This window comes from Trinickia sp., from assembly GCF_051953405.1.
Classification (GTDB): domain Bacteria; phylum Pseudomonadota; class Gammaproteobacteria; order Burkholderiales; family Burkholderiaceae; genus Trinickia.
In genome coordinates this window covers 1-24,383 of record NZ_JBQCIV010000002.1, presented here as the reverse complement: position 1 = coordinate 24,383, position 24,383 = coordinate 1, and the positions used below count along the sequence as shown (strand labels likewise).

General features: G+C 64.9%; 15 protein-coding genes. 4 read left to right on the top strand and 11 right to left on the bottom strand.

The features are described from left to right. Window positions 1–33: 33 nt before the first annotated feature. From ACTHN9_RS00085 to sctV, 6 genes are all read right to left on the bottom strand, one after another. A complete protein-coding gene (locus ACTHN9_RS00085) occupies window positions 34–522 on the bottom strand; it encodes a hypothetical protein (protein ID WP_440534707.1) in 489 nt (162 codons plus the stop codon). A 103-nt stretch (window positions 523–625) separates the two neighbouring features. Beyond that, window positions 626–835 carry a hypothetical protein gene (locus ACTHN9_RS00080; protein WP_440534706.1) on the bottom strand — a complete coding sequence of 70 codons (210 nt, stop codon included), beginning with the start codon at window positions 833–835 and terminating at the stop codon, window positions 626–628. Window positions 836–1,001: 166 nt separating this feature from the next. Continuing rightward, on the bottom strand, window positions 1,002–2,150 hold the full coding sequence (locus ACTHN9_RS00075; RefSeq protein ID WP_440534705.1) for an FHA domain-containing protein: 1,149 nt from the start codon (window positions 2,148–2,150) through the stop codon (window positions 1,002–1,004). Window positions 2,151–2,188: 38 nt separating this feature from the next. After that, entirely contained in the window at window positions 2,189–4,285 is a 2,097-nt protein-coding gene (sctC, locus tag ACTHN9_RS00070; protein WP_440534730.1) for a type III secretion system outer membrane ring subunit SctC, read from the bottom strand. A 32-nt stretch (window positions 4,286–4,317) separates the two neighbouring features. Beyond that, window positions 4,318–4,575, bottom strand: coding sequence for an EscS/YscS/HrcS family type III secretion system export apparatus protein (locus tag ACTHN9_RS00065; RefSeq protein WP_102646851.1), 258 nt, complete (start codon window positions 4,573–4,575; stop codon window positions 4,318–4,320). A 59-nt stretch (window positions 4,576–4,634) separates the two neighbouring features. Then, the gene (gene sctV / locus ACTHN9_RS00060) at window positions 4,635–6,791 is read right to left on the bottom strand and encodes a type III secretion system export apparatus subunit SctV (RefSeq protein ID WP_440534729.1); all 2,157 of its coding nucleotides are present in this window, start codon (window positions 6,789–6,791) and stop codon (window positions 4,635–4,637) included. A gap of 304 nt (window positions 6,792–7,095) precedes the next feature. Between sctV and ACTHN9_RS00055 the strand changes: the two genes are divergently transcribed. The 4 genes from ACTHN9_RS00055 to ACTHN9_RS00040 are packed head-to-tail and all read left to right on the top strand — an operon-like array spanning window position 7,096 to window position 10,585. Beyond that, the gene (locus ACTHN9_RS00055) at window positions 7,096–7,968 is read left to right on the top strand and encodes an autoinducer binding domain-containing protein (protein ID WP_440534704.1); all 873 of its coding nucleotides are present in this window, start codon (window positions 7,096–7,098) and stop codon (window positions 7,966–7,968) included. Window positions 7,969–7,974: 6 nt separating this feature from the next. Then, window positions 7,975–9,162: a type III secretion system cytoplasmic ring protein SctQ gene (gene sctQ / locus ACTHN9_RS00050; protein ID WP_440534703.1), complete on the top strand. Its 1,188-nt coding sequence runs from the start codon at window positions 7,975–7,977 to the stop codon at window positions 9,160–9,162. Further along, entirely contained in the window at window positions 9,155–9,814 is a 660-nt protein-coding gene (gene sctR, locus ACTHN9_RS00045; RefSeq protein ID WP_440534702.1) for a type III secretion system export apparatus subunit SctR, read from the top strand. Before sctQ ends, sctR begins: the two co-directional genes overlap by 8 nt. 15 nt (window positions 9,815–9,829) lie before the next feature. Beyond that, window positions 9,830–10,585, top strand: a complete 756-nt coding sequence (locus ACTHN9_RS00040; protein ID WP_440534701.1) for a lytic transglycosylase domain-containing protein — start codon at window positions 9,830–9,832, stop codon at window positions 10,583–10,585. On the opposite strand, the gene ACTHN9_RS00035 is transcribed toward ACTHN9_RS00040, so the two are convergent. The 5 genes from ACTHN9_RS00035 to ACTHN9_RS00015 all read right to left on the bottom strand — a co-directional run bounded on the left by ACTHN9_RS00035 (window position 10,569) and on the right by ACTHN9_RS00015 (window position 24,296). Next, a complete protein-coding gene (locus ACTHN9_RS00035) occupies window positions 10,569–11,525 on the bottom strand; it encodes a LysR family transcriptional regulator (RefSeq protein WP_440534700.1) in 957 nt (318 codons plus the stop codon). The two genes, ACTHN9_RS00040 and ACTHN9_RS00035, sit on opposite strands and share 17 nt — an antisense overlap. A 76-nt stretch (window positions 11,526–11,601) precedes the next feature. Then, entirely contained in the window at window positions 11,602–12,558 is a 957-nt protein-coding gene (locus tag ACTHN9_RS00030; RefSeq protein ID WP_440534699.1) for a DUF979 domain-containing protein, read from the bottom strand. Further along, window positions 12,555–13,322: a DUF969 domain-containing protein gene (locus ACTHN9_RS00025; protein WP_440534698.1), complete on the bottom strand. Its 768-nt coding sequence runs from the start codon at window positions 13,320–13,322 to the stop codon at window positions 12,555–12,557. The genes ACTHN9_RS00030 and ACTHN9_RS00025 overlap by 4 nt, the downstream gene beginning before the upstream one ends. Before the next feature lie 124 nt (window positions 13,323–13,446). After that, on the bottom strand, window positions 13,447–17,142 hold the full coding sequence (locus ACTHN9_RS00020; RefSeq protein WP_440534697.1) for a hydantoinase B/oxoprolinase family protein: 3,696 nt from the start codon (window positions 17,140–17,142) through the stop codon (window positions 13,447–13,449). Between the two features lie 284 nt (window positions 17,143–17,426). Beyond that, on the bottom strand, window positions 17,427–24,296 hold the full coding sequence (locus ACTHN9_RS00015) for a hypothetical protein (protein ID WP_440534696.1): 6,870 nt from the start codon (window positions 24,294–24,296) through the stop codon (window positions 17,427–17,429). Between the last annotated feature and the right edge of the window lie 87 nt (window positions 24,297–24,383).

Sequence of the window (24,383 nt, the reverse complement as noted above, 5' to 3'; positions counted from 1 at the left end):
CCCCGCTTCGCGGTTGACGACATCGCGGCGCAATCAGCCCCCGACGTCATTCTTGATGAGCGACTTCGTCGTGCCCGTCGACGCATCCGCGATGTTCAAACTGAACTGGTACTGCATGAGCATCGTCGTGGCCGAGTAGCTGAAATCGGCCATCCGCACCATCGACATCATCGGATCGTTCGAATCGATGAAAGACGTCGCATGCACGCCTTGGGAGAACGTCGAATCGAATTTGGCATCCAGCGCGGCCGTCTCAGTGCGCAAATGGGTGACGACCTCTTCGAAGCCGTGCGGCTTGCTGACGCCATGGTGCATCTGGACCGTCCCGACATTGCCGACGGTGGCGGCATCCTTGCCGGCGACTTGATGGTCGAAGTGCTTGGCGTCGGCGGCGCTCGGCGCGTGGCTGGGCGCGTCCGGCATGACGGAGCGCGCATCGACGTGCTCGGCAGCCTGCTGATGGGTGGCAGTCGGCTTATGGACGGCAGCCGGCTCGATTGCGGTTATCGCTGGGACGGTCATGTTGATCTCTCTGTATCGACGGCGTATATCCACCGAAAAACGAAAAACGCTCCGAGGGCGCCGCAAGGCGCCCCCAGGGACGCGTTCAACGTCCTGGCCAGCCTCAGGACCTCGACAGATCCTTCATGTCTTGGCCTTCCGATTTGCTCAGGTCCGCCCTCGCCGTGTTCGTCGACGAATCGATCTGGAGGGCCTGCATCGCCTCGGTGAACTTGGCTTGCGCCGCCTCCATCGCTTGCGCGTCGGCCGTTCCTTGGTTCATATCGTTGATGGACTGGCTGGCGGTGCCGCTGATGCCTTGTGTTCCGCTCATCGTTACTCTCCTTTCCGATACTGCGTCAAAATACGCGCCCCGTTCCCGGGAAGCGCTCTCCGATGCGCGTCGCCGCGCTCCAATGCCCGCGCGGCGCCTGCGCGCCACGCCAGACTGCTTGCCGCGGGTGCTTGCACGCGCGCCTTCGCGTGCCGTCCCGCTTCGTTCAACCCGGCGGCGCAATGGCATGCATCGCCGCCCCGCTCACCTGCATGAAGAACCGATCGGCGCCGCGCGCAAACACCACGCCATCCGGGCCGATGTGCTGCAGTTCGAGCCCGCCCGGCAAATGCGATCCCTCGAAATAGCGCGCCCCGTCCTGCGTCTCGATGAAGCGCGTGCCGGTGCCGTCGTCGTAGACGCCGACGATGTCGGGCACGTCGCCCGCGCTCGGCTTGGCCTTGTGCGGCGCCGCGGCCGAATCTTCGTAAGCCACGCGATCGATGACCTGCAACGCGGGCTTCGCGTCCTTCGTAAAATTCGCCACACGCTGCTGCAACGAGCGCGCCCCCGCGCCGCCGATCACGACCTTGCCGTGCCCCGCGTAGGCAACCGTCAGCGGCGTATCGCTGAAGTAAAGGCGCGCGGATCCGAGCAACTCGTCGATGACGTACACGTCGCCCACCGTCGTCTGCGGAAAACGCTGGACTAGGCGCTGGACACGATCTCTATCCGACAGCGAATTGACGTAGCCGAACACCACGAACCCCTCTCCCGTCGAGACGACCTTCACCTCTGGGTAGTCGTGCAGCGCCTGCGTCACTTCCTCGAGCCGCTCGGTCGCGCTCGCTTGGAACCAGAACGGGTTGGTCGCCCCGATCGCCAGATACGCGCCCCCGGCCAACACGATTACCCCCCAAAGCGCGGCCAACGTGACGAGCACGCGGCGGCTCGCGGCCCAGGCGGCCCAAGGTTGCTGCGCCCACTTCGCGAGCGTGCCGGCGCGCTTCGCTTGAGGCGCCTCCGGGGGCAGCTCGCGCGGTTGCTGCGCCGGCACGATCCCGAGGCGCATCGTGCCCACCTCGATCACATCGCCGTGTCTCAGCGCGCGACGGCCGCTGTCGAGCGGCTCGCCGTTGAGCGACGCCTCGGCCTCGCCGACGTTCTGAACCGTGACGGCGATTTGCCCCACCGAGAGCCGCAGTTGCCGCGGCGAAATCTCGCCGTCGGCTACGATCGCATCGCAGTCGGCGCCCGAGCCCACCCAGTTGTCGCCGAGCTTCAAAGCGATCGTGCGCCCGTATAGCGGGCCGCTCAGGAACGAGAGGCTCCATGGCGCCTTGACGGGACTCGCTTGTGGGGCCGGGGTGTCCATGTCCGTCGTCCTTTCGTCCTCTTATCCTCTAGTCCTTCCTAACGTCCCGACGCCCGGACGAACGGCTCGGGCAGATCGGCAGCAGCCAGTTGCGTGTGCGTCGCCGGCTTGCCCACCGATCCGCTCGAAGGCAGTTCGTTAGCGGCGGTGGCCGACGGGCGATGCGGCGCGGCCGGCGCCGACGCCGGCGCTTGCGTGCCGACCGGGGGCACCTTGCCTTGCTGAGTTGCGCTGCCCGGTACCGTCGTCGCCCCGGGCGACGCATCGTCGGATGCACCGGGCACGACCGTGCGATCGTTCTCGCCCTTGCCCGGCGACGCCGAGGGGTTGTACGGCGCGCCCGGATTCGTCATATGGCCGTCCAGCGGCGCGGCGCCCGGCTCGTAGGCGCTCGCCATCTCCACCACGCGCGGCGTCAACAGATAAAAGCGATCGGTGTGGTCGCCCGTCTTCGTGGTGTACTTGAACAGATTGCCGACCCACGGAATGTCCTTCAGGAATGGGATCCCCGTCTTGGTGACGTTCTCGTCGTCGTTGTTGAAGCCGGCGATGAGCAGGCTCTTGCCTTCGTCGATCATCGCCTTCGTGACGATGTTGCGCTCGGTCACGGCCGGTACATTCGTGACCGTGATATTCGGATTCAGTTGACCGTCGTCGATGTCGATCGACATCATCACGCTCGGGCGGCCCCCGTCGTTCACGATACGCGGCGTGATCTTCACGCTCGTGCCGGTCGTGATCCCGTAAAGCGAGGAATCCTGATACCCGGCGACTTGAACGTAAAACTCCGTCAAGTTTTCGAGAATGGCCTCGTTGTTATCGAGCGTGAGCACGCGCGGCTTCGACAAGGTTCTGGCCTCGCCCTTGTTCTCCAATGCGTTGATGCGCGCAAGGAAGTAATTGAGCATCGAGCCGCCGACAGAGGCCGTCAATGCCAAGCCCGCCGGCACCGTGGCGCCCGTTTGCCCGGCTTCGGTCGTGCTGTCGAACGTCAGCGGCGGATTGGTGCCGTTGCCGAACTGAAGATCGCCATGTTTCGTGTGCAGGCGCCAATCGACCCCCACCGAATCGAGCGCGTTCTCGTTGATGTCGATGATCGTGAGGCTCAGCTCGATCAAGCGCGGGCGCGCATCGAGCGTGGAAATCAACTGCGCATACTGCGGCATGTGCTCGGGCACGTCGCGAATCAGCACGGAGTTCGTGCCCGCGTCGGCCACGATCTGCGGCAAAGAGACCGGTGCGCCGGCGTAGGACGGGCTCAGGCCCAGGCCCGACGCGGTGTTCGAACTCGCCGGATCGTCGCCGGCACGGCCGGCGTCATAGGCACCGCCGCCGCTCAAGCCGGCACCGCCGGGCCCGCCCATGTCGATGCGAGGCACGCCGATGGTGTCGCCCGAAGACAGCTTGACCTGGCGCGTCGCGTCGGTCATCCGACCGCCGCCCGGCAGCGCATTGCGGCCGCCGTTTTTGCCGTAAAGCTGCGAGAGAATCGTCGCGATCCCGGGAATCTTGACGGCCTTACCCGAGCGATTGATATCGAAGTCCGATGCGAACGCGTAGCGCAGCGGGAAGGCATGAATTTCCGCGCGATCGAGCCCGCGCGAGGGATCCGCCAAGGTCTGGATCGCTTGCCTCACGAGTTCGATGTAGCGCTGCGGGCCTGACGCGTAGATCGTATTTTCCCGATCGCTGATGATGAGCGGGAAACGCTTGTCGGGAATCTGCATCGCCTGCAGCGTGCGCGAGAGTTCGCCCGCGCTGCCCCGTGGAATCGGAAACACTTGCGTCTGCGCATCGGCCGCGCGGCCGATGTAGAGCAGCGAGCCGTCGTAGTAGTACGTGAGCCCGTAAGTCGCGCACACGCTGCGCAGCGTGGCAAGCGGCGTCCCCGAAAAATTGCCGCTGATCGTGCCTTCCACCTTATCGTCGACGACCGCCGTCACGCCTTGCGCGGCAGCGAGTTCGCGGATGAAGTCCGCCACCTTCTTGCCGTCCGCGACGATCGTATAGGGCCGTTCGCGCCATTGCAGCTCCGCACCCCAAGCAGCGTTCGTGCTGGTGAACGCGCTCGCCGCACACACGACCAGCGGCACGAGCGGCACGAGCGCGGCACGCCGCGGCAGCGTGGCCCGCATGAAATTTGCCAGCACAGCAAGTGTTTCTATTCTCAAAACAACCTCGCAAAAGACTGCTGACCAAACAGCAACACCGAGCGGCCGATCCAGCCGCCCACCAGAATCAACGTCACCATCACGGCGATCATGCGTGCCGCCATCCCGATCGACTGGTCTTGCACCTGCGTGATCGCCTGCGCCACCGCGGTCACGAGCGCCACGCAAGCGGCGACGAGCACGACGGGCAACGACAGCATCAACACGAGCAGCAACGCCTGGCGAGTGATATCGAGAATCGTTTCCGTAGTCATTCGATGCCTGTTTCGAGCGTCTATCCGAATGTTCGACCCGCGGCGCGGGCTTCAGGGCTTCACTCGGCCGGGTTCGCCACCCAGCCGATCGTGTTGAGTTGCACGTCTTCTTCGAGTTCTTGGTACGACAGCACGGGCACGTCGGGCAACACCGCGGCGAGCGTGGTCCGCACGTAACGCCTCACATTCAGCGAGACCACCACCGCCACGCGATCGGCTGCGCCATCGGCCTTGCGGCCGCGCGGCCGCATTTCGCTCAAGCCGGCCCGCCCGTTGAAGATCGTGCGCGCCTGCTCGCAGACGTTCTCCTTGATCCCGCGCGCGAGGCCGAGCACGTTGCCGGTGCGTGTGCGCACCACCGCCTCTTCGAATCGCGTCTGCAACTTCGGCTCGAAGAGGATCACGTCGAGCTTGCGGCCGCTGCCCGCGTAGCGGTCGGAAATCATGCGTTTCAAGTCGACGCGAACGAGTTCGACGAGCGCGATCGTGTCGTCCGGCTCCTTGGGTGCCCACGTGATCATGCTTTCGAAAATGATGCGCAAGTTGCGGATCGGGATGTCCTCCTGCAACAAGCGGCGCAGGACCTCGGTCACACGCTGTAGGGGGACGACGCGCGTCAACTCGCTGACCAGCTCGGCGTGATCGCGGCGCACGAGGCGGATCAGTTGCTGCGCCTCCTGAATGCCGATCAGCGATGCTCCGTGCTTGCGCACGACGCTCTCCACGTGCTCGGCGATGATCGTCTCCGAACGCAGCCCCGCGGCGCCGATCTCGTCGACCGCCGTCGCACGCTCGCCCACGGCACCGTTGACTTTGCGTTCCTTACCTTTGTCGGGCGCCGTCAGCGCCTGCGCCGGCAACCACACGACTTGCTGGAACGGACCGAACGCCTCCCCCGGCTCGCGCTCGATATGCTCGGGAATCGGCGTCACGCCATCCCACAGCCGCTTGTCGGGCCGCACATAGCCGGACGATGCCAGCACGTCCTGCACGAACACACGGTAAGCGTTCTCCGGCAGCGAGGCATCGAAGCTGACGTGCACGCGCGGCAGGATCGGCCCGATGTCGGCATCGACACTCGTCTTCGCCTGCGCAAACGCTTCTTGCAGGCGCACGAGGTTGATATGCGACGACAACCCGCGCGCGAGCGTGATGGCCAGCGGTGCCGTAATTCCCGACGTATGCAGATCGATTCGCGCTTCCTCGCCGTCGTCGGCAGGCGGCTCCGCGAGCGAGATCAGCTTGAGCGGCGGCATCGTTTTACGCCGACGCAACAGCAACGCGCCGCCACCGCCGATCGTCGCCGCCAACGCCAGAAACGACCACGTCGGAAAGCCCGGCACGACGGCGAACGCGAGCAGCACGGCGGCGGTAATCAGCAGCGCGCGCGGGTGCGCCGTGATCTGCTTGCCGATCTGTTCGCCGAGCTGACTTTCGCTGGCATCGCGCGTCGCCACGCGCGTCGTCACGATCCCGGCGGCGATCGAGACGAGCAGCGACGGGATCTGCGATGCCATGCCGTCGCCGACGGTCAGAATCGCGTATCGATGCAACGCATCGCCGATGCTCATATCCTTCATCAGCGTGCCGATCGCGATACCGGCCAAGATATTGATGAAGGCGACGATGACGCCGGCGATCGCATCGCCCTTCACGAACTTCATCGCGCCGTCCATCGCACCGTGCAACTGCGACTCCTGCTCGAGCCGCTCGCGCCGTTGCTTGGCCTCGTCGGAATTGATGATGCCCGCGCGCAGATCGGCGTCGATGCTCATCTGCTTGCCCGGCATCGCATCGAGCGAGAAGCGCGCGCCGACTTCGGCCACGCGCTCGGAGCCCTTTGCGATGACGACGAACTGGACAATGGCGATGACGAGAAAGACGACGCCACCCACGACGATGTTGTTACCGACGACGAGGTGCCCGAATGCGTCGATGACGTGCCCCGCCTGCGCGTTGAGCAGAATCAGCTTGCACGAGGCGATGTTCAGCGAAAGCCGCAACAGCGTCGTGAACAACAACAACGCCGGAAACGACGAAAAGCTGACGGCCGAAGGCAAATAGGTGGACACCGTGAGCAGCACGATGCTCACGGCCAGATTCAACGAAATGAGCCCGTCCATGACTGCCGTCGGCAGCGGCAAGACGAAAAGCGAGACGACGATGGCAACGAAAGCCGCCAACGCAAGGTCGTAGGGCCTCGTGGGACGACGCATGTCGTCGGCGCCGCCGGCCGCGCCCGGCCACCACTGCAGCAACCGTTTTTGAAGCCCCGTCATAGCTCGCCCTTGCACTGAACAATCGTGAATATGCGACGGTCAGTTTAAAAGTTCGCGACCGCCTGTCTCAAGCGCGAATCTCGTAGTGCAAAGCGGTATCCACGCAAATGAGTAGGGCGAAGACTACTGAACTGGCCGGTTTAAGCGAGACCGAGGGACAGATATAGTGATCGACATGCAAATTGCCGCGTAATCGGGCGCACCGCCGCTCCTACTACGCACTTCCATAGAGGAGATCCGCATGTCGCGCCCCTTGGCCCGCAAAGGCGTATCGAAGGTGGACGATGAGCGGGCAGTCAGACGAGGGATCGACATCATCGAACTCGAGGATTGCCAGCTCTTGGTCAGCGAGGCCGTCAGCCCGCCCGGCAAGCCGTCCCGCGGGGACCGCGGATCCGAGATTGCCAACGATCTCGCCGGCGCGATGTCGCCCGACGAGCGTAAGCAGTTGATTCACGTAGCCTTGCGCACGATCGGCTTCGATTGGCTCTGCTATTGCCGCCTGACGCGCCTGGGCGAACTCGTCAACCGGGTGCAATATTTTCATCCGTGTTCGCCGCCCGGCTGGGCACAGCGCTATGTGGATAAGCGCTACTTCGAACTCGATCCGCGCATGGCTTTCGCGTGCCGCCACGATTGGCCGCTCGTTTGGGACCATACGACGCTGATTCACGAGGGCGGTGCCGACGAGCGCAACGAGCGCATGCAGCACTTTCTCGACGACCTCCAAGCGAGCAGCATGCACAGCGGCATCGCGTTCGGCCTCGTCGATCCCGGCAGCCGCGAGCACAGCGTGATGATCTTCAGCTCGGCGAACCCGACGCGCGGCTGGATCAACGACCACACGATCGGTCAGGCCTACGCGGTCGGGCTCGGCATTCATGCGTTCTTGGCCGGGAAAGTGTGGGAAGCGGAAAAAGAACCCGAGCTGTCGGACGTGCAGCGGCGCATCCTGAAGTTTACGGCGAGCGGCATGAGCGACCGCGAAATTTCCACGCAGTTGAACATGTCGATCAGCAACGTCGATTACCACATGCGGCAGATCCGCAAGAAGTACGGCGTGCTCAACCGCGTCCAGCTCGCGTACCTTGCCGGGCGTTTGCTCGTCGCCTGACCGATCGTGTCCGCCACCGCGCTTCACTCGCCGCGTGCGGCGCCCGCTCAGTCGAATGCCGCATCTAGCGCCGCGCAGTCGTTAGCGAACGCGGCCGCGCTACCGCGCGTCGCAGCGGTCGCCGCTCAGGCGCTGAACCGCGCCTACGCTTGGCCCGCCCCGTTCGTGCTGGCGCTCGAGAAGGGCCGCTACGAACTCAAGTGGGATGCCGACGCGCAGATGAGCGGGCCCCTGCGCGTCTATCCGTTCACGTTCGGGCCGGCCGAAGGCCGGCTGGTGCTCGATGCGATCGGCGAGCGCGAATTGATCGGCGAGGCCGCGAGCGATCGCGTGCCGGCCGGCATCCGCGCCGCACTGCTGGCCGATGCGTTGGCGCCCGTCGTCGATGCGCTCGAGCGCGTGACGCGGCAAGCGCTCGAGATCGGCGTGCCGGACGAATCCGTCAAGGACGACGTGTCCCACGCCCCGGCCGCCTTGCGCTTTCGCGTGACGAAAACCGGCACCAACTGGCATTGCCACGGGGCGTTGCGCTTCGCCGACGAACGTTATCTCGGGATCGCCTGCCCGCAAGATCCGCCGCAACCCGAACTCGCCCCCGGCGATTTCGACGCGCTGCCCATTGCGCTGCGCGTCAGTATCGGCAGCTCCGTGTTGAGTATCGGCGAATTGTGCGCCATCGCCCCCGGCGACATCGTCAGCATCGAAAAGTGGCGCTCCGCCGGATCGGGGCTGCACTGCACCGCTACGACGCTCGACGGCCGCGTGACGCTCTCCGGCAAAGCGGCCGGCACGCGCATCGTCATTGAACACATCGAGGAGAATGCCGTGGCTGACAAACCGCCGGGCGACGCCCCCGCACCACGCCGGCCGGCTCCAACGCCCGTCTCCGCCGTGGCGGCCCAAGCCGCCGCGCAGGGCAACACCGCGCCGTCCGCGGCCGCGACGCCCCCGGTCTTGACTCGGATCGACGGTCTCGAGGTGCGCGTCACGTTCGAACTCGACGAGCGCTCGATGCCGCTACGCGAACTCAAAGCGCTCAAGAGCGGCTACGTGCTCGAACTCGATCAACCGCTGAACCAAAGCACCGTCTATATCCGCGCCAATGGCGCATTGGTCGGTCATGGCCACCTGATCGCCGTCGGCAATCGCCTCGGCATTCGTATCGCCAGCTTCGCCGAGGGCAAAGATGAGTAGTTTGCCGAGTCCCGTCTCGATGATCGCGCTGATCGTCGCGATCGGCATTGCGCCGTTCGCGGCGCTCATGGTCACGAGTTATACGAAGCTCGTCGTTGTGCTCGGGTTGCTTCGAACCGCACTCGGCTTGCAGCAGGTCCCGCCGAACACGGTGCTCAACGGTATCGCGCTGATCCTCACGATCTACATCATGTCGCCCGTGGCCTCGTCGATTTTCGACAACATGCAGCAGCAGCATGTGCAGGTGGGCAGCTCGATGAGCGTCGACGACGTCATGGCCATCGGTCAGGCCATCGGGCCGCCGCTCAAGAAATTCCTCGAGCAGCATACGGTGCCGGCCGAACGCAACTTCTTTCAACGTTCCGCGACGGCCATCTGGCCGTCCGCACGCGCCGAAACGCTCAAGTCGGACGACATGATGGTGCTCGTGCCGAGCTTCATGTTGTCGGAGCTGACGCGCGCGTTTCAAATCGGCTTCGTGATTTACGTGGTGTTCGTGGTCACGGATCTCATCATCGCCAACGTGCTGCTCGCGCTCGGCATGCAGATGATTTCACCCACCACGATCTCCGTGCCGTTCAAGCTGCTGCTGTTCGTGATGCTCGATGGTTGGTCGCTGCTCGTGCACGGACTGGTGATGTCGTATCACTGACCGGAGGATAGGACCATGCGCCGATGGCTGTGGTTGATCGCATTGCAGGCGACACTCTTCGTCGGTGCCGGCGCGGCGCATGCCGCCGATTTTCTTTCGCTCGCGCAGCGCTGCGCGCCGCAGGTCGATCCGCACACGATGGCGGCCATCGTCAGCGTGGAGTCGGGCTATAACCCCTATGCGATCGGTGTGGTGGGCAGGCATCTCGTGCGGCAGCCGACGAGCGAAGCCGAGGCGTTGGCCACCGTTCGGATGCTGACGCGGCTGAACTACAACTTCAGCCTCGGGCTCGCGCAAGTGAACCGTTACAACCTGGCACGCTACGGCGAAACGGCCGAAACGATTTTCGATCCGTGCGCCAATCTGCACGCGGCCGCCGCGATCCTCAGCGAATGCTTCACGCGTGCCGTCCACGTCGACGCGAACGAACAAGCCGCCCTGCGCAAGGCGATCTCGTGCTACTACAGCGGCAACTTTTCTACCGGCTTCACCGCGGGTTACGTCGAGCGCGTGGTGGACCATGCTGGCACCGACGTCGGCACGGAGGTGGCCCCGATCCCGCTTGCGCGCGGCAGCTCGCCGGGGCGACCCGCAGCTTCGCACGGCGAGACCGACGACGCGCGCGCGCCTAGCATGGGCAAGCACGTGCACGCGACCCTCGCGCTCTCGCGCGGGTCCGGGCACTCACGCTGCTCGCCAGGGATCGTCGTGATCTCCGATTGCGAAAGCGACGGACTGCAGAACAACGGCTCGATCAAAATCCTGCATTAGCCAATCCGAAGCTTCGGCTCATTTCGCTGCGCAGCCCGTCGACGTATTTACCGACCGCCTCCTTGGCAATTTCGATCAACCGCTGCGGCCACGCCACCTCGACGCTCGAACGCCACGCCGCGACGAACGGCATCGGCGGCGGTACATCGGAGCAATTGATGACCTGCAGCGATCCGTCGAGCACCAGGTTCTGAACGAGCGCGAGCGGCATGACCGCCACCCCGAAGCCGTCGTGCGTCAGCTTGGTCATGGCGGCCACCGAATTGACGCAGCTGATCCATGCCTCGTTGATCCCCTGCGCCTGCAACATCCGCATGAGGTCTTGGTGCGGACGCGAATGACGCGAGAACGTGATGATCCGTCCGCGCGCCAACGAGCGCAGCGACACGGGCGCCCCGGGCTCGCCCAGTTGCAGGGCCGCGAGCGGCTCGGGCGCGGAAATCCAGCCGTACGGCAATTGCAGCAGCTCGACGCTACGGATCGTCTCGTCGCGCAGCAGATCGGTTTGGAACACCAGGTCGAGCATGCCGCGGCGCAATTGCTCGTTCAGGTTCAAGGCCGTATCGACCGTGACCTCGATGTCCAAGTTCGGGTACAACCGCGTGACGTCGGTCACGAAATCGATGAACCACGTGTGGACGGCGCTATCCATCGCGCCGATGCGGATCGTGCCGAATGCGAGCTTTTCGTCGCGGATCGACGTGCGTAGGCGCGTCATCGTCTCGGCGATGTGCTCCGCGTAGTGAAGCACGCGCTCGCCTTCGCGCGTGAGCACGACGCCTTTGGGATCGCGAATGAAGAGTTTGGCGTCGAGTTCTTGCTCGAGCACGGAAATGCGGCTGGAGATCGCCGCTTGCGTGGAGTGGAGTTTGTCGGCCGCCAGACTAAAGCTACGCAGCCGGGCGACCCAGATGAACGTCTCCAAGAACCTCAAATTCATTGCGCTTCCCCTGCATATGCTTCGCTGGCGCGGCGCCGGGCAGACCACCGCGCCGGCACCGCGCAATGCTACCAGGCTACAAGAACAAGAAGATGTTCAACAAAACGATGTTGACGGTCAAGAGCAAGATCGCGGTCGGTACCTGGGCGCGGATCACGCCGTACTTGTCCGGGAGTTCCAGCAGCGCCGCCGGCACCATGTTGAAGTTCGCCGCCATCGGCGTGAGTAGCGTGCCGCAGTAGCCCGAGAACATGCCGATCGCCACCATCGGCGCCGGATTGCCGTGAAATACGCCGAGCAGCACCGGCACCCCCACCCCACCCGTCATCACGGGGAAGGCGGCGAAGCCGTTGCCCATGATCACGGTAAATAGGGCCATGCCGATGCAATAGACCGCGACAGCGACGAAACGCGAGTCGAGGTCGATATAGGACGTCGTCAGGTGGGCGACGGCCTTCCCGACGCCCGCGTCGGCAAACACGATGCCCAGCATGCCGAGCATTTGCGGCAAGACGACGGCCCACGACAGCGCATCCACGAGCCGCCGACCTTCCTTCATCGATTGACCGACGGAATCGCGCGTGAGCCGGCAGGCCACGATCAGCGCCACGATGCAGCCGATGCCGAACGAAACCAGGGTGGTCGCACTCGGCTGCAGCAGCGGCTTGCCGCCGAAGACGAGATGGCTTGCGCTCAGCGTGCCGATGACGGTGACGAGCGGAATCGTCAGTGCAGGCGCGAACAGCTTGTTGCCCAGACGCGTCGCGCTAGCGCGGCGATCCGCTTCGCTGCGCTGGACTGGCTTGGCGCTCGTCACGCCGCCGAAGCCGGCCACGAGCGCCATCGCGATCACGGCCACGCCGACGACGGAGGGCGGCAACCAATCGCCGATCAGGAACACGAGGCCGTACAGAATCCAGAATCCCCCCGCCAGCAAACGCTTCGGATGCGCGCGATCGGTGACGATCATCCCGCCGACCACGAGCAGAAACAGGCCGACGAGCCAGAAGAAGTGAGTGATGGTGAGCGTCATGCGTTTTCTCCTTGCGAGGCGACGGGCGACGATTCGGCCTTGCGGCTCGGCTGAGCACCGCTCTTGTGGGCGGCTTGTCCACCGAGTTCCGCGGCGAGCGAGCGATCGAGCCGGTACAGACGCGCGGCATGAATGAGGAACGCGGCCAGCGCCGTCGGCATGCCCCACACCGCGACGTGCATCGGCGCCACGACGACGCCGGCTTCCTTCAAGAAGGTGACCATCAAAACGATGGCGCCGAACGCGACGAAAATGTCCTCGCCGAAGAACAAGCCCACGTTGTCCGTCGCCGCCGCGAACGCGCGCAGGCGATAGCGCACGGCATCCGAGAGCGGCCCGAAGCGCGACTGCGCCGCGCCTTCGGCCATCGGTGCCACGAGCGGCCGGACCATCTGCGGGTGGCCGCCGAGGCCGGTCAAGCCCAGCGCGGCGGTGATTTCTCGCGCAAACAGGTAGACGATCAACAAACGTCCCGGCGTCGCCGCCTTGATGCTGCCGATCCACATCTGCGCGCGTTCGCGCAAGCCGTGCCGCTCCAGCAGGCCGATCACGGCGAGCGGAAGCAAGATGATCAGCGGAATCATGCGCGTCTTGATGAAGCCCGTTCCCAGCGCGGCGAGCACCGCCTGAATCGGAAAGCCGGCGGCAAAACCCGTGGCGATGGCCGAGGCCGCCACGATCAACATCGGATTAAAGCGCAACACAAAGCCGGCGACGATCACGGCGACGCCGATTAGTGGATATAGATTGACCCCTGTATGCATGATTCGATCTCCTCCTGTTCCTCTGGCCGGTGCGATACGTGCAACACGCATCGCATCCGGCCAGCTATTGGCTAGAACGACAAAATGAACGACCTACCCGTCTCCTTCTTTCTGCGAACTTGCTTCATTCCGCGAAACCGTACCCACCGCCGCCCGGCGTTTCGATGACGAACACGTCCCCGGCTTCCACCACGGTCGTATGCGTCGCGCCGAAGCGGTCGATCGCGCCGTCGGCACGCTCCACCCAGTTGCGACCGGCTTCGCCGCTCTTGCCGCCGGCCAGGCCGAACGGTGCGACGCGACGGCGGTTAGCCAAAATGTTGGCCGTCATGCGGCGCGTGAAGCGAATGCGGCGCGTGGCGCCGTCCCCGCCGGCTTGCTTGCCGAGCCCGCCGCTACCCGGGCGAATCGCATGCTGTTCGACGACGACCGGGAAACGCCATTCGAGCACCTCGGGATCGGTCATCCGCGAGTTGGTCATGTGCGTCTGCACCGCCGAGGTGCCCGGGTGATCGGCGCCCGCGCCGGAGCCGCCCGCGATCGTCTCGTAGTACTGATGCGTGTCGTCGCCGAAGGTGAAGTTGTTCATCGTGCCTTGCGACGCCGCCATCACGCCAAGCGCGCCGTAGAGCGCATCGGTCACCGTCTGCGACACTTCGACATTGCCGGCCACGACGGCGGCCGGATACGCGGGGTTCAGCATCGAGCCGTGCGGTACCACGAGATCGATCGGGCGCAACACGCCTTCGTTCATCGGAATGTCTTCGTCGAGCAGCGTGCGGAACACGTACAGCACGGCAGCCTTGCAGACGGAGCGCGGCGCGTTGAAATTCGTCTGACGCTGGCGGCTCGTGCCCGTGAAATCGACGCGGGCCTGCCGCAGCTCGCGATCGATCGTCACCTTCACCCGAACCTCGGCACCGTCGTCCATCTCGTAGCCGAACTCGCCGTCGGCCAGCTTGCTGATCGCTCGGCGCACGGCTTCTTCCGCGTTGTCCTGCACGTGCTGCATATAGGCCAGCACGACAGCGGCGCCGTAGCGGTCCACCGCGCGCAGCAACTCGGCCGCGCCCGATTCGCAGGCGGCCACCTGCGCGATGAGGTCGGCGATGTTCTGATCCACGTTGCGGCTCGGGTACGGCCCGGCGAGGAACAGCTTGCGCACCTCGTTTTCGAGGAAGGTGCCGCCTTCGACAATCTTGACGTTGTCGAGCAGCACGCCTTCTTCGAGGATCGTCGTGCTGTTCGGGGGCATCGAGCCCGGCGTGATGCCGCCGACGTCTCCGTGGTGGCCGCGCGCGGCCACGTAAAACAGCAGCTCGGCGCCCGCGCGGTCGTATACCGGCATCACGACCGTGATGTCCGGCAAGTGCGTGCCGCCGTTATACGGCACGTTCAGCATGAACACGTCGCCCGACTTGAGCGTGTTGCCGTGCTGATTGATGACGCACGTGACGCTGTCGCTCATCGAGCCCAGGTGAACGGGGATATGCGGTGCATTGGCGATCAGATTGCCGGCTCGGTCGAAGATCGCGCACGAGAAATCGAGCCGCTCTTTCATGTTTACCGAGTACGACGTCTTTTCGAGCGTCGTGCCCATTTGCTGCGCGATCGACATGTACAAATTGTTGAAGATCTCGAGGTGCACCGGGTGGCGCTCCGTCGTGATCGATTCCGCCAAGCGCGGGCGTCGGTCGGAATCGATCCATTCCGACTCGCTGCGCTGCAGGATCAGCGTGCCGTCGTCGAGCATGTTCGCGCTCCAGTCGGCCTGCAGCACGATGGTCGAGATCTCTTCGCTGATCAGCGCCGGGCCGTGAATCGTCGCGCCGGGGCGCAGATCCTTGCGTACGAAGAGCGGCACCATGCGCGCATGGCCGTCGAAGAACATCCGCACGCGGTCCTCGTGCGCCGCCTCGCGATCGGCGCGCGGCGACGTGGCCGATGCGGCGGCAGCCACGCCCGGCAGCGAGGCCGATTGCTGGGTCGCGCCGACCGCTTCGACCGCGATCGATTCGATCACGAGCTTGCGGTTCTCCATGACAAAGCCGAAACGCTTGCGGTGCAGCGATTCGAAGGCGTACGTCATGCCGGCGGCGTCCGCGAACGGCACCTCGAGCGTCGAATCGGTGTCCTTGTACTTCAGCCGTGCCGTGCGGTGCGCGCTCAGCCGCTCGCGCGGCACGCGCTGGCTCAGAATTTCCTCGGTGGCTTCGCGCTCGAGCGCTTCGAACGCACTGCGCAAATCGTTGACTGCGGCCGTGTCGAGCAGCGCTTCGACCGCGCGCTCGCGAACGGCCCGCTGATCGGCGAGCCCCATGCCGAAGGCCGAGAGCACGCCCGCAAACGGATGCAGGACGACGCGGCGCATCCCGAGCGCTTCGGCGACCGCGCACGCGTGCTGGCCGCCGGCACCGCCGAACGCGCCGAGCGCATAGTCGGCCACGTCGTGACCGCGCTCGACCGAGATGGCTTTGATCGCTTGCGCCATGTTGTCGACGGCCACAGCGAGAAAGCCTTCCGCCAGCGCTTCGGGGCTCATCTCGCGGCCCGAATCCTCGCGCACGGTTTTCGCGAGCGCTTCGAACTTCTGACGCACGATCGCGGCATCGAGCGGGAGATTGCCGTTCGGTCCGAACACGTGAGGGAAGTGAGCAGGCTGCACGCGGCCGAGCATCACGTTGCAATCGGTGACCGTGAGCGGGCCGTTGTTGCGATAGCACGCCGGGCCCGGATACGCGCCCGCCGATTCGGGCCCGACTTTCAGGCGACCGTTCTCGTAGCTGCAGATCGAACCGCCGCCGGCTGCCACCGTGTGGATGTCCATCATCGGGGCGCGCACGCGCACGCCGGCGACCTTCGTTTCGAACACGCGCTCGTAGGCGCCGTCGTAGTGGGCGACGTCGGTGGAGGTGCCGCCCATGTCGAAGCCGATGACCCGGCGCTCGCCCACCGCCTCGCAGGTCTTCACCACGCCGACAATGCCGCCCGCGGGGCCGGACAGAATGGCGTCCTTGCCTTGAAAGCGATCCGCATCGGCAAGACCGCCGCTCGACTGCATGAACATGAGCCGCACGCCGCCCGTCTGGCGCGTCACTCGGCCGACGTAGTCGCGCAGCACCGGCGACAGGTAGGCGTCGACGACGGTCGTATCGCCGCGGCCCACGAGCTTCATGAGCGGGCTGACTTGATGGCTCACCGAGATCTGCGAGAAACCCGCTTCGCGCGCGAGTTCGGCCACGCGCAGCTCGTGTGCGGGATAACGATAGCCGTGCATGAGCACGATCGCGATGGAGGTGATGCCGTCGGCGCGCGCGCGTTGCAGCATATCGCGCGTGGCGGCTTCGTCGAGCGATTTGAGGGTGCGGCCTTGCGCATCGATGCGCTCGTCGATTTCGGCGACACGCTCGTACATCAGCGAAGGCAGTTGAATATGGCGCGCGAAGATATCGGGGCGCTCTTGGTAGCCGATACGCAGTTGATCGGCGAAGCCGCGCGTGATGGCGAGCAGCGTGCGCGCGCCTTTGCGCTCGAGCAGCGCATTCGTGGCGACCGTGGTGCCCATCTTGATCACGTCGATCTTCTCTTGCGGGAGCGGCTCGTCGGCGCTCAGTCCGAGCAGATCGCGCATGCCTTGCACGACGGCGTCCTGGTAGCGGTCCGGGTTTTCGGACAACAGCTTGTGCGTGATCAGGCGGCCGTCGGGACGGACGGCGACGATATCGGTGAACGTACCGCCACGATCCACCCAGAACTGCCACTTGCCGCTGCCCGATTCGCTTGTGCCCATCGGGCTCCCTTGTTGCGTTGCATCGTTCATTGTTGCGTCCCCCATCATCTGAGCCGTCGTCGGCCGGACCGCCGGCGCACGGTTGCTTACCCATGTTTGCTGGGACCGATTTTCGATGGGGCACTGCCGGCAGGCGAGCTAGAAAAATAAAATCTGGCCATCAAAAAAATTTGTAGGCTGGCTGCGGACGCGACAAATCGCAGCCCGCCTTGCGAGAGGGCTGCGATTCGGGTCGGTGTCGATCGCGCGGGCGCGATTCGGGTTATCGCTGTCTCGGCCTTGGGGCGGCGCTGGGCCGCTCTCCTTGCGCGTGGTCAGCCGATGCGGATGACGTCTCCTATATAGATGAGGTTCGGGTCGCGTGTCCCGCCGGGTTCCGGCGTGCCGCCGTCGAGCGAGCTGAAGTCGAACTCCGGATTGAGCAGCTCGAAGCGCTTCCAGGCGCCCTCGTCCTTCTGGGCCGCATCCATGCCCGAGGTGTCGATCTCCTCGACGATCGTGGTTTCGTACTTGTCGAAGATCCCATCGAGGGTGTCGCCGCGTTTGACTGTGACCGTCGTTGGGGTGGGCGACGGGGTTGGGGTCGTGGGCGATGAGCCGGTCGAAGGCGATGAGCCGGTCGAAGGCGATGAACCCGTCGATGGCGATGCACTTGCCGAGGGCGATGCACTTGCCGAGGGCGATGCGCTAGTGGATGGCGTAGGGCCTGCCGATGTCGTCGGTGTCGGCGACCCCGAACCGGACGGCGTGGGAACGACCGGCTGCGGATGAGGAGGATGCTTGTTCTGACCGTTCCCGTAGAACGACGAGATGAGACTCGTCGCGCCCATGAGCGCGAGGCCCGCTCCGGCACCGACCGACAGCCGCGGTACCGTTCTGGGTTTTTCGACGCCGCCGTTCATCTCCGCTCGAACCGCATTTCGAGCAATGCGCGAAGTGGCGTACCCCACCCCCGCCGCTACGCCAGCGTTGATCCAGTCGAAGACCTGAGTCGGCGGTACGGTTGTCATCGCGTTCATCACCATTTGGCCCGAATACGCGAAGTTACCGATGCCGATGGCCGGCCAGGCACCGAAGTTCATGACCTTGCGAATCGGCGTGATCTCGGTCAAGTTCTTCCGGAACATGCCGCTCGCGCCGCCTAGCACCTGATAAAGCGTGAAAGCTCCGTTCCCAACGAGTAGCGGCAGCGCATACAGGTGCGTTCCAAGCCCCGCCATGATGCCCTGGACTGCCGTCATCGTGCTGACGGTATAGCCGGCGCCCGTGACCATCGAGAGCATCGAACCGAACTTGGTCGAGAAATGCGTATCGTCGACGGTACCCCATGAGTACCCGACCGCTTGATCGGTCCGCGCATTGACGTCGCCGTTGGCGCCGACCCGCTGCATGAACCGGTCGTAGCCCCCTTCTCCCGCATCGACGTTCAGGGGTAACAGGCTGGCGATCCGCGCGGTGGCCTCCGCCTCCGCAAGCACTGCGTTGACGCCGGTGGGCCCTTCGAGCCGGTCGGGGTTAAGCCCCGATGACGGCAGCGAACGATTCAATCGCCACGCCGTGAAATTGAAGATGCCGCGCGGCATGATGCCCTGTTCGTTCACGGGCTCGACCGTCTTGCGGTTCAGCTGTGTGCTTGCGACCTTCAGGTTGAGCGACACGGCGCGCACGAGCAAAGCCACCCCGCCGATCGCCGACGTCACCGCTCCCGCGTGCAGCGTTATCGCGCCTACGGCGGTAAGCGCGGCAAGGCTCACCACGGACCCGCCGAAGGTACGTGCGATCTTGCGATTGCGGTCGCGGCTGACGGTCAGCACATGCTCCTTGTTGTCGGCCTGGCGCGTTGCCACGAAGTCGACGCCCAGCATTTGCGCGAGCTGGTCGCCGAGCGAACGGCCCACGCGGGCCGCGTCGATACCGACGGCCATGGCTTCGTCGCTAAAGGGCGGATAACCGCGATCCGCTCGGTACTGCGAGAGCGCTTCGAGTTGATCCGCGTTGAGCGCCGGTTCGGCGAAGAGGTCTGCGGCCTGGTCCCGGCACTTGGCAATAAACGCCTGGAGATCGAACGGTTGCGCAGCTCCGGCTTCGCCTGCCGCGCTCGTCGCCGCCGACGCAGCGCTCGAAGTTGCCGCTTCCGTGGCAGTCGTTGCTTCCGTGGCAGTCGTTGCTTCGGTCGCAGACGTTGCTTCGGTCGCAGTCGTTGCTTCGGTCGCAGTCGTTGCTTCGGTCGCAGTCGTTGCTTCGGTCGCACTCGTTGCTTCGGTGGCACTCGCCGCTCCGGCGGCATTCACCGGTTGAGCCGGTGTCGACTCTCCCGCGGCACTCACCGGCTGAGCGGACGTCGACGGTTGTTGCGTCTCCGGCGCTTCGGACGACTGAGCCGGAGGTTCCGTGCCATGCGTACTGGCGATGCTGCCGGCCGAATCCGCATATCGATATACATCGGCCACTTGCTGCGGCGGCACTTCTTCTCCGGTTGCCGCCAGCGTGACCAATTGCACGACCTGGCGCGGTGGCGGCGTCATCGCACTCGTCGGCTGGATCGGCGGTGCCGCTCTCAGATCGTCGCCCATATAGACATCGGGCGGCGGCGGACCATCCGGACGAACGCCGGGATGCGCGGCCTCGTACTGCGCGACGAAAGTATCGAGCGCATCCCTGCGATCTTTAGGCAAGTTGTCGATGAACTTCGCCACGATCGGATCCGATCTGCCCTTCGCCTGCTGGTAGCGGAACCACGCCTGCGCGGCTCGGGCGCGATCGACGACGCTCATGGCGAGCCCGCCCGCGTACCAGCCGAGCAGTTCGGGATCGCGCTTTTCGAGTTCGCGCAACATGGCTTGCTGCTGCGCCCACGGCGTGTTCGCTTGGAGCTGCGTCTGCGAATTGACCTGGTCGCCGCCGTAGCCGACACGTCCGCTGCCGATGGCCCGTAAAGCGGCGGCTACATTCTCCGGATCGGAATAAATGTCCGCCTTGACCGGGCTCCACGAATCGTCGAGGTTGACGTGCGACAGCAGCGGATTTCCGAGCATCCAATCGAGGTTCGACCAATGCAGCGGCCCGTGGCCCGCCCAATTGCCCAAACCGCCGGCGTGCGCCCATACGATCGATGCCGGCTGTTGAGACGGCGCCGAAGCCAGAATTTCGCGCAAATCGGCATCCGACAGCGTGAAATTCCGATCTTGCCAGTCCAGCCCGCTCAGGTCATAGGCGCCGGCCTGCATGAACATCTTCATCAGGTAGTGGAAATGCTGCCCGGTGCTTGGCGTGCGAACGGGCGCACCGTCTTTGCCGAATTCGATATCGCCGGCATCGGCGTGAATCGTCACCGGCACGCCGGCTGCCCGCGTTCCTTCGAGCAGCGCGGCAAACGCAGGTTCGGCGCCGGACATACCGCGTTCGCCAAAGGTGACCGGGTGCAACTGCGGACCCCATTGACGTCCGCGCAGCGCCGTCATCATTTCCTTCGTATTGGGATTGACCTCGCCGTTCCAGATGACGTCGATCTCCGGGTTTTCGACCATCAGCATGGCGAGGTACGTCTTCGGGGAGACGACCTGCCCGCCCACTTTCATGCGCCCGTATGCCGCCAGCTCGGTTCCCACGACGCACGGAATGTAGCGCCGCTGGGCCTCGTCCGATAGGCCGCGATACTGCGCGAGCATCTTTCGATCGCCGTCGAGCGACGAGGCGATTTCGGCAAAGTCCTTCCCCGTGTAAGGCGCCCAACTGCCGGACATCGCGCGAGTGGTGTACGGCAGCCCCATCAGCGTATACATCAAGCGCGCGTCCGGGTGCTCATCGAGCGCTTGGGGCCCATTCAACATCCGGTCATTGAACGCCTTTGGACCCGCGCTCAACGGTTTTGCAAAGGTCGTGAAGTGGTTGTGCAGATCGACCCAATACAGGCGGCCGGTCTTCGGATCGACGCGCGGAACAAGCGGGCGCCCCAGATTGATATTGATGTTTTTCGAGGCATACGCCCCGCGGTCTGGGCGGCCCTTCGGCTCTTGGAACTTGGAAAACACACGAACCGGTACCGCCAGTGCCTGCGCACGTGTATCGACGTTGGGTTCGCCGATCTGCTTTTCGTACAGAACCTTGTTGCCGATCTTGATACGAAGTTTCACGCCGAATTTGCCATGCACGCGCTCCACCAAGCGAGGACCGTCCGGTGCCGGCAGCTCTTCGGCCGTGTTGCACCACTGGCGAACGACGACGGGACGCTGTGCCAACTTTTCCGGCGGCGTTCTCGATATCACAACGGCGTGCTCGAGGCCGTCCGGCGCTTCGCCGAACTCGTCGTCGCGACTGCGCGGATCGACAACCTGCGTCGGGTGACCGCTCTGCCAATCGATCGTCCCCTCTCCGGCCCGGATGACCCCCTGCGCCTGCACGTCGTCGGCAGTGACCGTTCGCACCCTACCGGCCTCGCTATGCGGGACGTGCAACACATAAACATAAAGGTCGGTGGGCTCGCAAATCGCCCCTGTCTGCAGGAAGGTAGGCATCGCCCACCATGCCCTGGAGCCGATGACCACGTGGTCGTCGCCGTTTGCGGCCGACAGTATGCTCACGCCGTTCTTCCAAGCCGGCGCGGAAGGATCTTCCGAGGCGGCGGAAGCGGGGCGCGGCACATGATGGTCCGGCGTAACGGTAGCTGGGCCTCGCGGCGCCGTACTCGAACTCGAATTGCGGCTACTTGGCCGTTGCCGCCGCGGCCGCGGCTGTTGTGGTTGCGACTGTTGCGCCGGCTGCGGCTGTTGCTGAGACTGCTGTTGCGGCTGTTGCTGAGGCTGTTGCTGAGGCTGTTGTTGCGGCTGCTGTTGCGATTGTTGCTGAGACTGCTGTTGCGGTTGCGCTTGTTGTTGCGGCTGTTGCTGGTTCGAGCCGCCCTCGTTCCCGGTGCCCGAGTTCGGGGAATTGGTGGCGGGTCGCTCTCCCACGGGGGGCGCTGCCGTCCCAGCGTTCGAGTTGCCGATCACGATCACCGTGGGCTGCTCGTTCGTCGTGCCTCGGTTGAGCCGGACGCCGCCCGGGTCCGTCGTCGCGAAGCTCGGAACCGCTTGGGACTGGCCGGTCGCCGGGGCTCGATTCGCTGCGCCCGCGTTCTGATCGCCGCTCTGCGGCTGCTGCCGTTGCGGCTCGCTCGAGGGACTATTCCCGTGTCCCGTCGTCGCGGGATTGGCGGCGGTACGCTCGGTCGCGGGCTGACTTACCGTCGCTGAAATAGCGGCGCCACGCGGTGTCGCGCTCTGTTGATTCGAGCCACCGGTGCCGAGTGGAACACGTCCTGGATCTGTCGTCGCAAAGTTCGGCACGACCAGAGGTTGAGGGCTTGCCGAGCTTCGATTCGTTCCCGAAGGTGGATGGCTGCTTTCGGGCAGCTGCGACTGCTGCCGCTCGTTCGAGCGCCCATTGTTGCCGTCTGGATTCGACGCAAGCGCGAGGGGTTGCTCCTCCAAGGGTTGACTTGCCGTTCCGGAATTGCCGGCGCCGCGCACGATGACGGGCTGTTGATGCGAGCCGCCATGATCGAGCCGAACGCTGCCGGGATCCGTCGTCGCGAAGTTTGGCACGGCGGGCGTCCGGCCGGTTGCCGGCGCTCGATTTGACGTCTCCGAATTCGGCGTGCCGTTCTCGAGTGGCTGGACCTGCGGCTCAGTCGAGCGGGTGTTCTCGCCGCCTGTATTCGCCGGATTCGGGGGGACTTGTTCTTCCAGAGGTTGACATGCCGTCCCTGAATTGTCGGTACCACGCACGATGATGGGTTGTTGATTCGTGCCACCGTTATCGAGCCGCACGCGACCCGGGTCCGTGGTCGCGAAGTTCGGCACTACCTGAGGCTCGCCGGTTGTCGGAGCTTGAGGCGTGGCGCCCAAACTCGGATCGGTGCTCACCAGTTGCTGCGGTTGCTGCGATTGTTGCGGTTGCTGCTGCTCGTTCGAGCCGCCGTTGTTGCCATCGCCGGTGCTCGTCGTGTACGCGGCGGTTTGGGCCTCTAAAGGCTGACTCGACGTATCCGAATTGACAGTGCCGCTCGCCACCGGCTGCCGATTCGTGCCGCCGCCATTAACCTTAGTCGAGGCACCGCTAACAGCTTGAGCGCTGCCGGGATTCGTCGTCGCGAAGTTGGGCACCGACTGAGGTTGGCCCGCTGTCGAGTCCTGCCCCGCTGCACTCGGGTTGGCGTTGCCGCCCTGGAAAGGCTGTTGCTGCTGGTCCGAGCCGCCGTTTTCGCCGCCCGTGTTCGTCGTGTACACGGCAGCTTGCGCGGTCACCGGTTGGCCTGCCGCTCCCGCATTGGCATTGCCGCTCGCTCCCGGCTGATTGGCCGTGCCGCCACCGACCTGGACCGAACCGCCGTTATTGACCTGAGCACTGCCCGGGTTTGTCGTCGCGAAGTTCGGAACCGATTGAGATTGGCCGGCCGTCGTTCCCTGCCCCGTCGCGCCCGGGTTCCCATTGCCGCCCGCAAACGGCTGTTGCTGCTGATTCGACCCGCCGTTTCCGCCACCCGTATTCGTGGTGTACGCCGCTGTTTGCGCCGTTAAGGGTTGATCTGCCGCACCCGGCTGATTGGAAGTGCCGCCACTAATTGCGATCGAACCACCGTTGTTGACTTGAGCGCTGCCGGGATTCGTCGTCGCGAAATTCAGTATCGGTTGAGGTTGACCGCCTGCCGAGCCCGCCGCCGTGCTTCCCGCGTCCGCATTGCTCGTCGCGCCCTGGTTCGGCGCCGCGCCTGTCATGCTAACGTTGGCAGCCGTGGCAACCGTACCCGACGCGCCGGTTGCGCCAGCGGCCGCAGTCGGATTGCTCGGACTGCCTGACGTCAGCGCGGCTTGTGCAAGCGTGGTCGCTCCCGCAGCGGCGGCCGCGTTTTCCGTTGTGCCCGTGTCGCCCACGCCATCGCTCGCCTGGTCGCGGCTACCGCCTGCTCCGCCTCCGTTGCCGCTGCTTGCCGCAACCGACGTCGCTTTAGCACCGCCCTTCGATGGCGGCGTCTGCGGGCGCATCTTCGCCACCCCGAAGCCCACACCCATCATGCCTGCCGACGACAGGAACTGCGCCCACTGATCCCCAGTCGCGTTATCGCCCGCCTTGACGAGCTGGTACCCCTGGTGCCCCATCGACACGATGTTCGTCACCATCGCCCCCACGCCGATCAGGTTCATCACAGCCCCGGGCTCGTAGGCCTTCTCCACCTGGCCCAGTCGCTGCGCGACCTTCGTCGAACGCGCCGCCACCCCGCCCATGCCGGCCTT

Excerpts from the sequence above, each read along its gene's own strand:
- ACTHN9_RS00085 (WP_440534707.1), bottom strand. The coding sequence starts at position 522 with ATGACCGTCCCAGCGATAACCGCAATCGAGCCGGCTGCCGTCCATAAG.
- ACTHN9_RS00080 (WP_440534706.1), bottom strand. The coding sequence starts at position 835 with ATGAGCGGAACACAAGGCATCAGCGGCACCGCCAGCCAGTCCATCAAC.
- ACTHN9_RS00075 (WP_440534705.1), bottom strand. The coding sequence starts at position 2,150 with ATGGACACCCCGGCCCCACAAGCGAGTCCCGTCAAGGCGCCATGGAGC.
- sctC (WP_440534730.1), bottom strand. The coding sequence starts at position 4,285 with ATGCGGGCCACGCTGCCGCGGCGTGCCGCGCTCGTGCCGCTCGTGCCG.
- ACTHN9_RS00065 (WP_102646851.1), bottom strand. The coding sequence starts at position 4,575 with ATGACTACGGAAACGATTCTCGATATCACTCGCCAGGCGTTGCTGCTC.
- sctV (WP_440534729.1), bottom strand. The coding sequence starts at position 6,791 with ATGCGTCGTCCCACGAGGCCCTACGACCTTGCGTTGGCGGCTTTCGTT.
- ACTHN9_RS00055 (WP_440534704.1), top strand. The coding sequence starts at position 7,096 with ATGTCGCGCCCCTTGGCCCGCAAAGGCGTATCGAAGGTGGACGATGAG.
- sctR (WP_440534702.1), top strand. The coding sequence starts at position 9,155 with ATGAGTAGTTTGCCGAGTCCCGTCTCGATGATCGCGCTGATCGTCGCG.
- ACTHN9_RS00040 (WP_440534701.1), top strand. The coding sequence starts at position 9,830 with ATGCGCCGATGGCTGTGGTTGATCGCATTGCAGGCGACACTCTTCGTC.
- ACTHN9_RS00035 (WP_440534700.1), bottom strand. The coding sequence starts at position 11,525 with ATGAATTTGAGGTTCTTGGAGACGTTCATCTGGGTCGCCCGGCTGCGT.
- ACTHN9_RS00030 (WP_440534699.1), bottom strand. The coding sequence starts at position 12,558 with ATGACGCTCACCATCACTCACTTCTTCTGGCTCGTCGGCCTGTTTCTG.
- ACTHN9_RS00025 (WP_440534698.1), bottom strand. The coding sequence starts at position 13,322 with ATGCATACAGGGGTCAATCTATATCCACTAATCGGCGTCGCCGTGATC.
- ACTHN9_RS00020 (WP_440534697.1), bottom strand. The coding sequence starts at position 17,142 with ATGAACGATGCAACGCAACAAGGGAGCCCGATGGGCACAAGCGAATCG.